Origin of the sequence: Streptomyces ferrugineus, from assembly GCF_015160855.1 — a bacterium.
Taxonomy (GTDB): Bacteria; Actinomycetota; Actinomycetes; order Streptomycetales; family Streptomycetaceae; genus Streptomyces; species Streptomyces ferrugineus.
This window is the reverse complement of sequence record NZ_CP063373.1, coordinates 8255106-8269713: the sequence shown is the minus strand read 5'-3', so window position 1 is coordinate 8269713 and position 14608 is coordinate 8255106. Positions and strand designations below refer to the sequence as shown.

General features: G+C 67.1%; 13 protein-coding genes and 1 tRNA gene. 4 read left to right on the top strand and 10 right to left on the bottom strand.

Annotated features, from left to right (window positions below):
• The first annotated feature begins 609 nt into the window (after window positions 1-609).
• Entirely contained in the window at window positions 610-1830 is a 1221-nt protein-coding gene (locus tag IM697_RS36815) for a tyrosine-type recombinase/integrase (RefSeq protein ID WP_228044311.1), read from the top strand.
• A 41-nt stretch (window positions 1831-1871) separates the two neighbouring features.
• On the opposite strand, the gene IM697_RS36810 is transcribed toward IM697_RS36815, so the two are convergent.
• From IM697_RS36810 to IM697_RS36795, 4 genes are all read right to left on the bottom strand, one after another.
• Window positions 1872-2546: a nucleotidyl transferase AbiEii/AbiGii toxin family protein gene (locus IM697_RS36810; RefSeq protein ID WP_194040657.1), complete on the bottom strand. Its 675-nt coding sequence runs from the start codon at window positions 2544-2546 to the stop codon at window positions 1872-1874.
• Window positions 2546-2866, bottom strand: coding sequence for a hypothetical protein (locus IM697_RS36805; protein ID WP_194040656.1), 321 nt, complete (start codon window positions 2864-2866; stop codon window positions 2546-2548). Before IM697_RS36805 ends, IM697_RS36810 begins: the two co-directional genes overlap by 1 nt.
• A 416-nt stretch (window positions 2867-3282) precedes the next feature.
• Window positions 3283-3346 (bottom strand) — tRNA-Arg (locus IM697_RS36800).
• A 924-nt stretch (window positions 3347-4270) separates the two neighbouring features.
• Entirely contained in the window at window positions 4271-5671 is a 1401-nt protein-coding gene (locus IM697_RS36795; protein WP_194040655.1) for a hypothetical protein, read from the bottom strand.
• Between the two features lie 376 nt (window positions 5672-6047).
• Here IM697_RS36795 and IM697_RS36790 point away from each other — a divergent pair, with 376 nt between their 5' ends.
• From IM697_RS36790 to IM697_RS36780, 3 genes are all read left to right on the top strand, one after another.
• Window positions 6048-7313 (top strand): tyrosine-type recombinase/integrase, encoded by a 1266-nt coding sequence (locus IM697_RS36790; protein ID WP_228044310.1) that lies wholly within the window; start codon window positions 6048-6050, stop codon window positions 7311-7313.
• A 149-nt stretch (window positions 7314-7462) separates the two neighbouring features.
• Window positions 7463-8740: an HNH endonuclease gene (locus IM697_RS36785; protein ID WP_194040653.1), complete on the top strand. Its 1278-nt coding sequence runs from the start codon at window positions 7463-7465 to the stop codon at window positions 8738-8740.
• Window positions 8737-10182: an argonaute/piwi family protein gene (locus IM697_RS36780; protein WP_194040652.1), complete on the top strand. Its 1446-nt coding sequence runs from the start codon at window positions 8737-8739 to the stop codon at window positions 10180-10182. Before IM697_RS36785 ends, IM697_RS36780 begins: the two co-directional genes overlap by 4 nt.
• A 77-nt stretch (window positions 10183-10259) precedes the next feature.
• Here IM697_RS36780 and IM697_RS36775 read toward each other — a convergent pair whose 3' ends face one another.
• From IM697_RS36775 to IM697_RS46055, 6 genes are all read right to left on the bottom strand, one after another.
• Window positions 10260-10673 carry a DNA-binding protein gene (locus tag IM697_RS36775; RefSeq protein ID WP_194040651.1) on the bottom strand — a complete coding sequence of 138 codons (414 nt, stop codon included), beginning with the start codon at window positions 10671-10673 and terminating at the stop codon, window positions 10260-10262.
• A complete protein-coding gene (locus IM697_RS36770) occupies window positions 10670-10933 on the bottom strand; it encodes a CopG family transcriptional regulator (protein WP_194040650.1) in 264 nt (87 codons plus the stop codon). The genes IM697_RS36775 and IM697_RS36770 overlap by 4 nt, the downstream gene beginning before the upstream one ends.
• Window positions 10934-11239: 306 nt before the next feature.
• Window positions 11240-12166 carry an ABC transporter permease gene (locus tag IM697_RS36765; RefSeq protein WP_194040648.1) on the bottom strand — a complete coding sequence of 309 codons (927 nt, stop codon included), beginning with the start codon at window positions 12164-12166 and terminating at the stop codon, window positions 11240-11242.
• Window positions 12153-12950: an ABC transporter ATP-binding protein gene (locus IM697_RS36760; RefSeq protein ID WP_194040646.1), complete on the bottom strand. Its 798-nt coding sequence runs from the start codon at window positions 12948-12950 to the stop codon at window positions 12153-12155. The genes IM697_RS36765 and IM697_RS36760 overlap by 14 nt, the downstream gene beginning before the upstream one ends.
• A 39-nt stretch (window positions 12951-12989) precedes the next feature.
• A complete protein-coding gene (locus IM697_RS36755; protein ID WP_194040644.1) occupies window positions 12990-14096 on the bottom strand; it encodes an aliphatic sulfonate ABC transporter substrate-binding protein in 1107 nt (368 codons plus the stop codon).
• A 318-nt stretch (window positions 14097-14414) separates the two neighbouring features.
• Window positions 14415-14516 carry a putative leader peptide gene (locus tag IM697_RS46055; protein WP_407699570.1) on the bottom strand — a complete coding sequence of 34 codons (102 nt, stop codon included), beginning with the start codon at window positions 14514-14516 and terminating at the stop codon, window positions 14415-14417.
• Between the last annotated feature and the right edge of the window lie 92 nt (window positions 14517-14608).

Below are 14608 nucleotides of genomic sequence, written 5' to 3'. Positions count from 1 at the left end.
GGCTGTAGTGCTCCAGTCGCTGGCGTCCTCTCTCTTGGTGCCGGAAAGACCTGATCAGACCTCGTCCCCCAGGCGCGACGAGTGGGTCCTTGGGCATGAGGCGAGGATTGTGACGTGATCAGCGTCGGCGCGTGCGTGCTCATGGCCGTGCAGGTCGGCTTCGGTGACGAGGGCGGTGCCTGCTGGGCGGTGGATTCGGTGGCCGTTCGTTGATGAGGCGAGAGCGGTCCACTCCAGGGGCGGGCGGTTGATACGAGGCTGGGTCACGTCCAGGAGGCCACTGAGGCGACGACTCGCCACTCCTCGTTTGTCCGTGCGAGCCAGGGCGAGCCACTTGGTGATCACACAGTCACGAAGAGTGTCCTTAGATCCTTCTCGCTGTCCAGGACCAGAGCGCTTCCGCTTGAGGGCGCCATTGTCTCCGGGCTCTTCTGCGTTTACCTCATCGGAAAGGTGGTGGTCGTCATGAGGAGTTCTGCATCGCATACACGCGGCGTCCCCAGAAGCAGACGTCGTGGCAGGACGGTGATCGGGGCTAGGTCTGGCAGGAGTCGCTCCACGGCAGGCGCGACGGATGGCAATGCGCTGGCCGAGGAACTTGGTGCTGCGTTGGTCCGAGCGGTCCGGCTGAACGCGGATGATTCGCTGGCCACGGTAGGGACGGGCCACGGCTCGGGCAGCATCAGCTGGTACACCTTCGCGTTGGAATACCTGGTGATGCGTTGGCCGCAGGTTGCTGCGAAGACACGCAACGAAACCAATGATGCACTGTGCGCGATCACCCTGGCGATGCTCCGGGATGTGCGAGGCCGCCCGAGTGACGAGCTGCTGCGGCAGGCGCTTCGAAACTGGGCGTTTGTCGTGCCCCGGCCGGAGCAGCGGACGGCGCCCTCGGACGTGCGGCTTGCTCTGCGCTGGGCCGAGAGGGCGTCACGCCCGCTGACCGACCTGATGGATCCGGCCGTGATGCGGGCCGTGCTGCAAGCCCTACGGCTGAAACAGGACGGTACAGTCGCGGCGGCCGAGACCCAGCGGCACCAGCGCATGACCCTCGTGAACGCCGTGCGGTACGCGATCGAGCAGGGCATGCTCCGCGGGGATCCGATCGCCAATGTCAGTTGGCGGATCGCCAAGACTGTCAAACAGGTCGACCCGCGGGTGGTCGCCAACCCCGCCCAGGCCCGCTCCCTGCTCTGCGCCGTCTCCTACGTCGGCAGCCACCGGCGGGCCCGCGGGCGTCGGCTGGTCGGGCTGTTCGCCGGCATGTATTACGCCGGGCTGAGGCCCGAGGAGGCGGTCGCCGTGACCCTGCCGGACTGCGTATTGCCAGCGGAGGGCTGGGGCAGGGCGATTCTGCACATCACTCGCCCTCAGGCGGGCAAGAAGTGGACCGACACCGGGCGTCTCCATGACGAGTGTGGCCTGAAGGGGCGTCCGCTGGGGGACACCCGCCCGGTGCCGCTGCCGCCTGAGCTGGTGGCGCAGTGGCGAGAAAGTGTCCTCACCTTCGGTACCGCCGATGACGGGCGGCTGTTCTTCAACGAACGCGGTGGCATCCTCGCCTCCAGCACGTATGACCGCGTCTGGCACGAAGCCCGGGAGCTGGCCCTGCCGCCCGGCCTGCTGAGCACTCCACTCGCGGCTCGCCCCTACGACCTGCGGCACTCGGCCTTGTCCACCTGGCTCAACGCGGGCGTTGATCCCACGGAGGTCGCGGAACGCGCCGGCAACAGTGTCGAGGTCCTCATGACCAAGTACGCCAAGTGCCTGTACGGCCGGGCCACGATCGCCAACCAGCGCATCGAGGCTCTACTGGACGAATACGACTGAACTCCGGAGATGATGGTTGGACAGCCTTACAGCCTGGGTCGTTACTGGGCCGGGTTCTCGTTCTGCGATGCCGTGAGCTGGCGTTGCCAGTCCGCGAACCGCTCGCGCAAGGCCCCGGCCTCGGTGGCGGAAAGGCCGTAGGCGGCGAATTGCTTGTCCGTGTAGCGCTGGACGCGGGCGAGTGAGTCGGCGAACATCCGCGGATCGAAGCCGCCGTCGTTCTGCTTGGCCAGTTCCATCAGGCGTTCGCGGGTGTATCCGGCCTTGAGGAGGCCGTCGACGTCGATGGCGTCGCGGACCTCGGCCCGGCCGTCCAGGGCGGTGGTCTTCCCGGCGGCGACGTCGTCGGGGTGCAGGACTGGGCCGAGTTCGGAGGGCACGGGCGGGTGGTTGAGGAACTCGGCGACGAGTTCCACCTTGTTCTGCGTACCGCTGACGGGGTCGGTGACGTTCAGTCGGGTGTAGGTGTGCTCGGAGTTCTGGTGGGCCAGTTCCACGGTGAAGCCTGCGGCTTCGTAGGCGGCGATGACGCGTTCGGTGGCTTCGGGCATCTCGGTGGTGGCCCGGTTGATGGGAGCAAAGAGGTCGACGTCGTCACTGACCCGGTTGACGATCTGGTGGGCTTGGACGGCGTAGCCGCCTGCCAAGGCGTAGCCGAAGTCGTCGGCGAGTGCGTCGAGCCCGATGCGGATCAGTCGGCGGTGCAGCTCGTCCACTACGCTGCGGCCGCCGCAGGTGCGAGCTCGGGGAAGCGGGCCTGCCAGGCCGCACGGGCCGGAGCGGGCAGGAACAGGTCCGTCCAGTGCCGACGCAGCAGATCGCCGTCCAAGTGCGCCCGCAGGTCGGCTGCGGTCTGGGCTTCCCGGATGACCCGTTCGTACATAAGGAGCAGGTCGGCCTGGTCGGCGAGGTCGTACTCGTAGTGCGGGCCCCAGTCGATGTGCCGGGGCAGGGTCACGGTGCCGGAAGTCGGCCCGACCATCTCGTCGAGCGACTCCGGGAGGGCGTAGATCCTCGCGGCTGCGTACCTGCTCATACGTCCAGCATGCCGTAACCAGCTGCGTCGTGGTGCCGACACCGGCATCCGCGTGAGCAGTGAGCGTGACGTTCGATGAAACGCCTGATCACAGCCGTGTCCAGCACTGACCCGGAAAAGTCAAACGGCCTGATCGTCCGTATGTTTTCCGACCGTCCTTGTCGGCAAAAGCGCAGGTCACGGCAGATGCCCTACGGCGGCGGCTCCGCATTGCGGCTTTCCCGTCCCGCGAATGTCCCACGGGAAGCCATTGTGCGGGATCGGACATTTGGGATTCCTTCTGCCTGGCACCACAAAGTTGCAGGTCGAAGGCTTGCTGAATGGAGTAGTCATGGCCAAGGTGCGTGTGCGTTTTGGCATGCACAAGAAAGGCCCTGACCGGCGTTTCCGCTGGTCAGGGCCTAGATTTCCGGTGCCCCCGGCAGGATTCGAACCTGCGCACACGGCTCCGGAGGCCGTCGGATTATCACACGTTTTCCCTGGTCAGCGGCATGTCTGACGAACTGTCAGGCCCGCCGTCCCGCAAATAGCCCACGGAAAAGAAATGTCCCGTTTGGTCGTCTTGCTCCGCTTGTCTCGCTGTGGTGGTCGGCTCGCGTCGGGTGATGCAGATCACGAATACCTTGCCAGGGTAGAGGGTGTATTCTGCACGCTTCCATCGAACGGGGAGACGGTCGGGAGCGCGCGGGCAGCCGAGTGCGCCGGGTGTGCGCCTGGCCCGGGAAGGCACTTTCGCACGACACCTCGCTCGAGCACGGTGGCGGCTGGCGGGCATGCGTCATGGCCTCCCGCAGATGGCCGGGGGAGGCGTCCGAGAGTCGGTGCACAGTCCCCGGCTTGTGACCGAGGCGGGCCGAAGGCAACGGGAGGGTCGCCGTCCATCCTGAGCCGCGAGATCCGCGCCGCGGCTCTCCCCATGATGGTGGGGGCGGCGGCGGTCGGAGGGCAGGACCTGCGGCCCCGTGGATGAACACTCGAGTCCTGCGCCGGACTGTCCAGCTGGCAATTGCGCAACCGGAAGGCGAAAACCGGATCGCGTCGGGCGGGCCGACGCGTATCGAGGCAGACGTGCAGACCGCGCGTGAGTCGATGGTGACCTGGAACGTCGGCAGGCAGGATGCCGCCGCACCTCGTCGTGAAGGCAGGCGACTGCGCGGTCACCGCGGCGGTCAGCCGGGCCGTGCTCGGGTCGGGGGTGCGCGAGTCGTATGAAGGTGTGAGCTGGTTTTGGGATGCGGCCTTTCGACGGGGTGGACAGGGCGTGGCGGTGGTTCTCCAATGATGCGGACCATCGCCGGTTTGGCTAACCGGCGATCCCGCGCTATGTTGCGCTGCTCAAAGCGGCCCATGCGACCGAGAACGATCTCTGAATCGCTGTGCTGGGCTGGGTGGCGTCAGGAGGTGTCAGAGCGGGCGCCTTCTGCGGACAGGCAGAATGCTCAGGGCCATGACGGTGCCGTCGGCGTGTAACGAGATCGGGCCGTTCCATTTCCCCGCTTCACGCGAGTTGGACCGTTTGCAGTGGAGTTCGTAGGCGGCTTGCCGGTACTCCTCCACGCGGCCGTCTTTGATCAGTCCGTACAGATCCTCTGCCATTCCGGAGAATGCCTCGATGCGTGCGCTCCCCATGCGGAAGACGTGGTCCGTGCCGACGAATTTCGTATAGTCCACCTCGATATCTGCGTCGTCGACGCTCGATGTGGCGGCGAAGGTGGGCACGTTGTAGTGCTCTCGTCCTTGGCGTGCGGTGAGGTACCGGGCTGTATTTTGTCCTCCGCCCGAGAACGCGGTCAGGCCGGCGGCCGCGGTGCGGGCCAGGAGTTGACCGAACCAAGCGAGGTCGTCCTCGCCTACTTGGAAGCCGTCAACGGTGCGCGTCCGCCTGCCCTCGCGGGCCGGTATGCGAATGGCGTTGGGGTAGGGGATACCGGACTTGTCCTTGATCTCCTCGCCGGCGTTTCCCGGGGCGCCCGGTGTGCGGAGGGGAAGCAGCGTTTCGCCGGGGGACTGCAGGGCATTGACCACGATGCCGCCCGGTCCCATGAGCTCGGTGGACAGCATCAGGCACGGGGTCGTGTTCCACGGGCCGATCTGCATGCCCTCGGTCAGTTCGGCCCCCTTGACCAGTTGCTGGATGGTGGTGCTGCGGGTCCGGCCGGTCCGCTTGCTCGGTTTTTGGTGGTTTCCCCGGCAGGCCACGAAGGTGACTTTCGACGGCTCGCCGGGCTTCCATGCCTCGATCAGGTAGTCGGGGCGAGGGCGTGAGGTCTTGTTTCGTTGTGAGACGCTCAGGGGCCAGCCGGCTCGCAGCACCGTGCTCGTGTCCACGACGGAGACGATGTGGTCCGGGTATCGCTGTTGCACGATGTGTTCTGCCACGGCGAGTCCGAAGCCGACGGCCAGTTCCCGGGCCTGCATGCCCTTGTACCAGCGCTCGGAGCTGCGGCCCTTGTCGGTGAGATCCATGGAACCGGCGCGATTGCGGTCCAGTGCTTCGCAGAACTTCAGGCTCAGCCAGTGTTCCGCGAGCCCGCGCCCCATTCCCTGGCCGGCCAGCACGTAGCCGCGGGCCACGGCGTGCAGCACCTGCCACGGCGTCAGCTCGATGTACCGGCCGTGCTCGGCCCGCGCGACGGGGCGCAGCTCGGGTTTCCTGCGTGCCGCTTCCTGGCCCTTTTCCCGGCGCCTCTTGTCGATAGCAGCCGCTGCAGAGTCCACATGTGCGGCCAGTTCGGTCGTCGAGTGGATGTGAACGCTCGTCGAGCGGCTGAGTGCGTTCAGGATCTGTCGCGCGGTTCTCGCCATGCATCCCCCACATGTCCGCGTGCCCTGGTCGGCCGAGAACGGTAGTTCGGCGCAATGGGGCGCATACAAGTGCGCACAGTGAGTCCTCGCGCGGAACCGGCCACACCGGGACAGGGCATGACCAGCGGCGACGGAAGCCGTGCCGAAGGTCCGACAATCCGCAGCCGTCAATCTGGCGCCGCCCCAATGCCTTCTTGTCGGGGGATGTTCGACTGGATCTTCCGGGCAGTCATGCCCCGCCGATCAAGAGGAGGCGGGCATGAACTCAAACGAACATCACAACCGTGCCACACCGGACCTCGAACAGACGCCGAACCAATCCCCGGCGCAGCCGCCCAGTGAAAAATCCCAGGACCGCGGTAGAGCGGTCGCGGACATGGCCGGCGAGTTCGGTGCGGAGCTGGTGCGGGCCATCCGGGCGGGCCTGGCCCAGGGCGCCAGCCCCATGTACGGCCCCCGCGGTCCGTCCAAGATGAGCTGGTACGCCTTCGCGACCGAGTACGCGCGGGCGCACTGGCCCGGCCGTGCGGCGAAGACCCGGGACGAGGTCAGCGAGGCGCTCACCGCGATCACCATGGCGATGTGCTGGGACATGCCCGGCCGCCCGAAGGGGCAGCTTCTGCGCCGTGCCCTGCGGCACTGGGCCTTTGTCGTACCCGGTCCGGAGCAGCGGGAGATCCCGGCGGAGGACCGGCTGGTCTTGCAGTGGGTGGCGAAGGCGTCTCGGCCGTTGGTCGACCTGCATGATCCGGTCCTGGCGCGGGATGTGCTGGAGTCGCTGCGCCGCAAGCTCGATGGGGGTGAGGCGGCGGTGGAGACGATGCGCCGCAAGCGCAAGGTGCTGGTGCACGCGCTCCACTACGCGGTGGAGCGGGGTGAGTTGGGCAGTCATCCGCTGGAAAAAATCCGATGGAGGGTCCCCAAGCCGTCGGTCTCGGTGGACCCGCGGGTGGTGGCCAACCCTCACCAGGCGAGGGAGCTGCTGGACGCCGTCTCCTACGTGGGCGACTTTCGGCGGGCCCGGGGGCGTCGGCTGGTCGGGTTCTTCGCTGGCATGTACTACGCGGGTCTGCGTCCGGAAGAGGCGGTCGCGGTGGCGCTGCCGGACTGTCGTCTGCCCCTAACCGGTTGGGGGCGGCTGGTCCTGCATCGCACGCTGCCGCAGGCGGGCAAGCGGTGGACCGACAGCGGCAAGTTCCACGACGAGCGCGGGCTGAAGAACCGCCCGCCGGGAGAGACGCGGGTGGTGCCGTTGCCGCCGCACCTGGTGACGATGTGGAGGGAGCACGTCGCCACGTTCGGCACGGCTGACGACGGCCGGCTGTTCTTCACCGAGCAGGGCCGGATCATCACTTACACCACCTACAACCGGGTCTGGCACGAGACCCGCGAACTGGCTCTGCCGCCCGCGCTCACCAGCACCCCGCTCGCGAAGCGCCCGTACGACCTGCGGCATTCGGCCCTGTCCACCTGGCTGTGTGCGGGCGCGGACCCGGCCGAGGTCGCCCAGCGGGCCGGCAACAGCGTCGAGGTCCTGCTGAGCCGCTACGCGAAGTGCCTGTACGACCGGCAGTCCATCAACAACCAGCGCATCGAAGGGCTCCTGAGCTCCTACGACCGACCCCCCGAGGTAGATCAGTAGCCTCGGGGCGGAATTGTCGATGATCCGTTAAGGCAACGGGAACCGGCGGGCTGCGGGGCAGTCAAGCATGCGGCACTTCGCCCCTCTTGTGCGAGGGAGGGCCTTTGTCAGAGGTCGTCCGTAGCATGTGGGTACCTGGAGGAGGTGTTGTGGCCGTACCTGTCGCGCAGCAGCGCAAGCTGACCCAGCGTTCCGGCAATATCTGCGCCTTTCCCGACTGCGGTTTGCTGCTGACTGCTCAAGGGACGCCGGAGGACCCCGTCGTGGTGCTCGGCGAGATGGCCCACATCGTGGCGGAGAGTCCGAACGGTCCGCGGGGCGACTCGCCGTTGACGCCGGAGGAGCGCAATCGGTACGAGAATCTGATCTTGCTGTGCAATCAGCATCATCAGCTGATCGACTCCGAAGGCGCGCTCGCGAAGTACACGGTGGAGCGGCTGCACGCCATGAAGGAGGCTCACGAACAGCGGATCGAGCGCAGGCTTGGCGGACGTTCCAACGTTCCGTCGGAGCTGCCCCCGATAGTCAACGACACCGTGTACAGCAACGTGCTGCCGGTTACGCAGATGCCGCGCTACATCTACGGAGCGCCTTGTTCTGCCGGGCGGGAGAGCGAGGTCAGGCCGGCCGCGACGTCTGCTGGGGTGATGACGCCGTTCATCCTGCGTGAGGGGCGGTTGTGGGCATTCCAGGATTTGCGGGACAGCGGCAACCCGTTCGCTGACGCGGTGGCGTGCACCGAGACCGAGCGCTTTTCCACCAAGGAGTGGTGGACGGACCCCGACAAGCTGGGGTGGTACGTCGCCCTGCTGAACAGGTCGCTGAACAAACTCACCGGACGACTTGGTCTGCGGCTGGATCACGACCACCACCGCTACTACTTCGAACCGGAGGCGGCCGGTGTCGAACGCTCGGTGCCGTATCGGCCGTTGAACGCCAACAGGGCGACTCGGAGCGTCGTATGGCAGCCCAAGAAGCGAGCGACCGGTGAGGCCCGCAACTACTGGCTTCACCGTGCTGTTTCGCTGCGCTTCTTCCTCATCGGTGACAATCAGTGGTGCCTCAGCGTCAGACCCGAGCTGCGTGTCACATCGGACGGCTTCGAGTCCATGCAGGCCAAGTACATCGGGCGGCAAGTTACCCGGAAAAAGTCCCGTCTGTTCAACCACGACCTCCTGGGCGAAGTTCAGTTCTGGCGGGACTTCCTCGGCAGGAGTACTCCGCGGATCTTCTTCCCCTTCGGCACCGACAGGCAGAATCTGATCGTCTCGACGTCACTGAGCAGCGGGCAGGTCCGCTGGCCGGGCATTCCCGCCGAGCACGACATGCCCTTCAAGAATGTCGAGTACGTGGACGACCTCTTCACCTGGGCCGAGGCGGAGGGCCTGAGCGACGACGACGAGGACGAGGAGGAAGCCCTGCGATGACGGCACGCCCTGCCCCGCCGAGTGTCTCGCCCGCCGGTTCCCCGTCCCTCATCGCGAGCACCTACTTTCCCGAACCGCTGCTGCAGTTCGCCGACGACGGCCTACACATCGACCCCAAGGCCGGCATCGCACGCTACGGGCCGCGTTCCTGGACGGCATCGGGCCGCCACCCCACACGTCTGCGCGTGGGGCTGATCGGCACCCCGGATCTTGTCGAGGCGGCACGTGCCTGGATGAGCAGTCGCGCCGAGGGCGTGCTCGGCGACGTGAACAACCCCGAGTTCCCCGGGTGGATGCCCGATCGCGGGTTCTTCTCGACGCTGGAGTTCGACGATGCCTGGAACGAAGAACTCGGGCAGACGGAACTGCGCCAGGTACTCGAGATCAAGTCGCAGAAGGACCGCTTCTATGCTGCGCTGACCCTGTTCGAGACGAAGTTCCGGCAGCTGGCAGAGCGGGACAGCATCCCCGACTACGTCGTGATCGCCCTGTCTGACCAGATCGTGACGCGCTGCGGCACGGCCGACTACACGAGCAAGGAGACCGGCGCAGTCCATCGCGACCTGCGCCGCGCCCTCAAAGCAAGCGCCATGAAGTACCGCCTGCCGACGCAGATCGTCCGAGCGCCCACACTCGACGGGCGCGACAGAACGCCGCCCTCCCGCATCGCATGGAACTTCTTCACCGCGATGTACTGCAAGGCGGGAGGCTACCCGTGGAGCCCGTACGGCCTCACGCCCGGTACCTGCTACGTCGGCATCGGCTTCTACCGGCCGCTGGGCAGCGCCGCGGCGACGATGCAGACCAGCCTCGTGCAGGCGTTTGACGAGCGGGGAGAAGGACTGGTCCTCCGGGGGCACGAATTCGAGTGGGATCCGAACAAGACAGGGAGTCGTTCACCTCACCTGACGGCTGAAGGCGCGCACCAGCTGATGGCCCTAGTGCTCGACCGGTACGAGGCGGTCATGAAGCAGACCCCGGCTCGTATCGTGGTCCACAAGACCTCACGCTACTGGCCGGACGAACGTGACGGCTTCCGCGCCGCCATCGAGTCGCGCGTGCGGCGCTACGACCTGATGGCGCTTGAGGCGCAGAGCCGGGTCCGTCTCATCACCACCTCGAAGTATCCGCCGCTTCGCGGAACCCGCTTCAGCTTCGGGGAGTTGGACTACCTGTACACGACGGGCTACATATCCGCGCTCAACGAATTCCACGGGATGCACGTTCCAGCGCCACTCCAGGTCGCTGACCACGTCGGCCAGGACTCTTCACGGGACGCCCTGCTGAAGGAAGTTCTCGCCCTCACCAAGCTCAACTGGAACTCGGCCGCACTGGGCGGACTCCTGCCGATCACGATCAAGTTCTCCGGGCTGGTCGGCGAAATCATGAGGGAGATCCCCGCTGACCGGGAGCCACTGCCTCAATTCAAGTTCTACATCTGAATACACAGCTGTGGACCTCTGGCTGCGCAGCCCCAGGCTCTGGGGCGAACGGTCATGTGATCGAGGAGCGCGCCAGGTCAGATCTTGATCACCGTGACGCGTCCGCCGCACAGCGCGGTGAGGTCCTCCGGGTCGGAGGTCAGGATCGTGGCCGGTCCTGGGGCGGCGAGGGCGGTGGCGCTGAGCATGGCGTCGATGGCGTACTTGTGGCCGTGCAGGCCGGCGTCGGCGAGGAGGGCGGCGGCGTGGCGGGCGAGGGGTTCGGTGACCGGTTCGACGATGAGGCGGGAGTGGGTCCACTCCAGGGCGGGGCGGTTGATCCGCGGGTGGACGACTTCCACCAGGGTGGCCGCGGAGGTGATCACCCGTAGGTCGTCGGCGCGGGCCAGGGCGAGCCAGCCGGTGACGGCACGGTCGCGGAGGACGGCCTTGGCCAGTCCCTCGCTGTCCAGCACGAGGGTGCCGCCGGGCACGGCGGGGGAGCGGCTCACGCGGCGTCCGCTCCGCCCGTCGCCTGGTTGTCGCGGGCCTGGTGGAGCTGGTCGCGCAGGGCCTGGATCTCCTCGTCCGTGACGGGGCCGTGTTCGGCTTCGGCGACGGCGATGAGCTCGTTGAGGTTGTCGCGCTCGATCTGGCGGGCGACCGCGGCGGCCACGTAGGCGGACAGGCCGGAAGGGCCGCTGCGGGCCTTGGCGGCTTCGGCGATGTCGCGCGGCATGGTGATCGAGTACTTGCCGGTAGGCTCACTCATGCTACCTATCCTACTCATGGTCCTCCCAGGGTGACGGTCGAACCTCTCGCGCCGGGATGCCTGCGTCCTCGCCGTACGAGAGCCTGGCCGGAGAGTGGCCGGTGGGACAACGCCTACGCTCTGACCGCGCACAGCGGGTCTGCTGGTCGGCGCAATGTAGTACCCGTGAGGGCGGGGCAGCTTTTTCCGCACTCAGCAGCACCAGTTCGGCTGTGACGATGCCTCTGTCGGCCCGGTGCCGTGCGCGGGTGTGCCGGTGTGCGACAGGAACGGGCGCGCATCCGGTGCCGCTCGGGATCCGTTCGTTCAGCGGGTGACCAGCAGGCCCCGGCTGCGCAGCACCCGCCGCTCCAGCGGGCTGAAGATCAGCAGATCGATGGCGATACCGACGAGCAGGATCAGGAAGATGGCCAGGAACACCTGCGGCATGCTCGCGTTGTTCCGGCCGTTCTCCAGCAACTGGCCGAGGCCGACGCCCAGGTCGGGCGAGGAGGCGATGATCTCCGCGGCCATCAGCGACCGCCAGGAGAACGCCCAGCCCTGCTTCAGGCCCGCCAGATAGCCGGGGAGCGCCCCCGGCATCACGATGTGCCAGGCCCCGCGCAGACCGGTCGCGCCCAGGGTCCGCCCGGCGCGCAGGAACAGCGGCGGGATCTGGTCGATGCCCGCGACGAGGCCGTTGGCGATGGAGGGGACCGCGCCGAGCAGGATCACGGCGTACATCATCGAGTCGTTCAGGCCCAGCCAGATCACGGCGGGCGGCACCCAGGCCACGGACGGCAGAGACTGCAGTCCGGACAGGATGGGGCCGATGGCAGCCCGGACGAAGGCCACCCGGGCGACCAGCAGGCCGAGCGGCGTACCGATGGCGAGCGCCATCAGGAAGCCGAGCAGGCCGCGCGAGACGCTGGTCCAGATGTAGTCGAGCAGCGTGCCCTGCAGCCAGGCGTCGGTCACCTCGTCCCACACCGCGGACGGCGAGGGCAGCTTGTAGTCGGGGACGATTTGGGCCCACACGAGCAGCTGCCAGACCACCAGCACCAGCGCGACTGCGGTGACGGGCGGCAGCACCTTGCGCAGCAGGGTCCCGCGCAGCGGTGCACGGTCGGCCTGCACCGAGTCCAGTGCGTCGAGCCCGGCCTCCAGCCCCGCCAGATCGTGCGGGTCCTGGGGCTGTTCGGCTGCCGGGGCGCCGTCCTTGTTGTTGTCGACGGCAGTGTCAGTGCTGGCCATGGCGGCGGATCTCCCCACGCAGTTCTTCGGTGATCTCGACGGACAGCTCGGCGACCGCGCTGTCCTCGATGCGGCGCGGCTGCGGAATGCCGATCGTCCATTCGCGGGCGATCCGCCCCGGGCGGGAGGACAGCAGCACGACGCGCTGGGCGAGTCGTACGGCCTCGCGCACGTTGTGCGTGACGAACAGCACCGACAGTCCCGTCTCCCGCCAGATGCGGGTCAGTTCGTCGTGCAGTACGTCACGGGTGATCGCGTCCAGCGCCGCGAACGGCTCGTCCATCAGCAACAGTCGGCTGTCCTGGGCCAGCGCACGGGCCAGCGCGACACGCTGCCGCATACCGCCCGACAGTTCGTGCACCCGCTTGCGGTACGCGCCCTGCAGCCGTACGAGTTCCAGCAGCCGTTCCGCCTCCTGCTGCCGCTCCTGCTTCGCGACCCCGCGCAGCTTCAGCGCGAGCTCGATGTTCTTGCCCGCCGTCAGCCATGGGAACAGGGCGTGCTCCTGGAACATCAGGGCGGGCCGGCCGTCCGTGCTGATCGAGCCGGCGGACGGCAGGTCGAGCCCCGCGACCAGGTTGAGCAGTGTGGACTTGCCGCAGCCGGAGGCTCCCAGGAGGGTGACGAACTCGCCGGGTGCGACATCGAGCGTGATGTCGTCCAGCACGAGCTGCTGTCCGCCGGGCGTGCCCGGTGCGCGGAAGGACTTCGAGACGTGCTCGATGCGGGCGGCGTGCGTCACTGTCGTGGCGTCCTCAGCGGCCTTGGCGGTCGCGGTGGCCATGGTCGTCACCTCCTGGGAACTCATCGGGTCCGGTTGTTGTTACTCGACGCCGAGACCGGCGTCGTCGACCTCGTCCTTGCCCTCGGCCTTGAGGACCTTGTTGAGGAGCGTGAGGTCGTAGATGCCCTTCAGGTCGGGCTTCTCCAGCAGGCCGGCCTTGACCGCGTGCTCCGCCTCGGTGTTGAGGGTGGAGGCCAGCGGGTCGTCGAGGAAGGCGATGGACTTCCAGGCCGGGTCGATGACCTCGGCGGGCAGCTCCTTGCCCGACAGCTCCTTCAGCGCCGCGTTGGCGGACGCCTTCGCCTTCTCCGGGTTGGCGTTGATCCACTCATTGGTCTTCACCGAGCCGCGCAGTACGGCCTCGACGACATCCGGGTGTTCCTTCAGGAACTCCTGCCGCACGATGATGTTCGTGATCACGAACTTCTTGTCCGGCCACAGGTCGGCCTCGTCGAGCAGCACCTTGCCGCCCTCGGCGACCAGCTTCGAAGCGGTCGGCTCCGGCACCCAGGCGCCGTCGATGGAACCGGACTTGTAGGCGTCCGGGGTGATCTTGTTGTCCGTACGGACGACAGAGACGTCACCCTTGCCGCTCTCCGCGTCGACCTTCCAGCCCTGCTCCGCGATCCAGTTGAGGAACGCCACGTCCTGCGTGTTGCCGAGTTGCGGCGTGGCGATCTTTTTGCCCTTGACGTCCTTCAAGGACTTGATCTTGTCCGGGTTCACGACAAGCTTCACGCCACCGGAGGCGGAGCCGCCGATGATGCGCAGGTTCTTGCCGTTCGACTTGGTGTAGCCGTTGATAGCGGGGGAGGGGCCGATCCAGCCGATGTCGATGGACCCGGCGTTCAGCGCCTCGATCTCGGAGGGGCCGGCGTTGAAGGTCGAGGACTTGATCGTGGTGCCGCCGAGCTCCTTCTGGAGCAGGCCCTCCTGGACGCCCACCAGAGCGGTGGCGTGCGTGAGGTTGGGGAAGTAGCCGATCTTCACTTCGTCGGCGGAGAGCTTCTTGGCGCCCGCCGCGACCTCGGTCTGCTTGCCGTCGTCAGTGGACTCGGAGCCGTAGCCGCAAGCGGTCAGCAGGAGGGGGAGCGTCGCTATGACGGCGAGGGTGCGCAGGGTGGTGAGCGGTCTTGCGGCAGACACGGAGGTGTCCTCTCAGGGGATGGGTGATCAAGGAGGTACGGGAATGCGTGGCGTAAAGCCCATGGGCAGGCACCAGTACTCCACTCGCCGGCCTTCGGCGGCAGGGCTGCCGTCGCGGGCTGAGGAGCGGATCGTGGGGGGTATCGCGGAAGTGGGGGTGTGCCCCCGGCACAGCTGTGCCGCACTCGAAGGATGCGGTCACGGGGATGCGGGTGGCGTTTGTCCGTCGAAAGGGGCGGTGTCCTGTCCGCAGAGGCAGGCGGGGTGACAGAGGCCCAGCGGCGTTCTGTGGAGTGCCGACAGGTTCTGTGGACGATCTCAGATGGGCCGACAGATGGCGCTGGACGTACGGCCGAGGTCGATGTGGCGACGCGAGGTCAGAAGGGGCAGCAACAGATCTGCGCGATTGAGCGCTCTCATGACCACCCCACAGATCCCTAGTTTTCCTATCTGGTTGCTAGGGATCGTGACAGAAGGCGGCACACACCCCAAGGGGGTGTTCACATGATGGA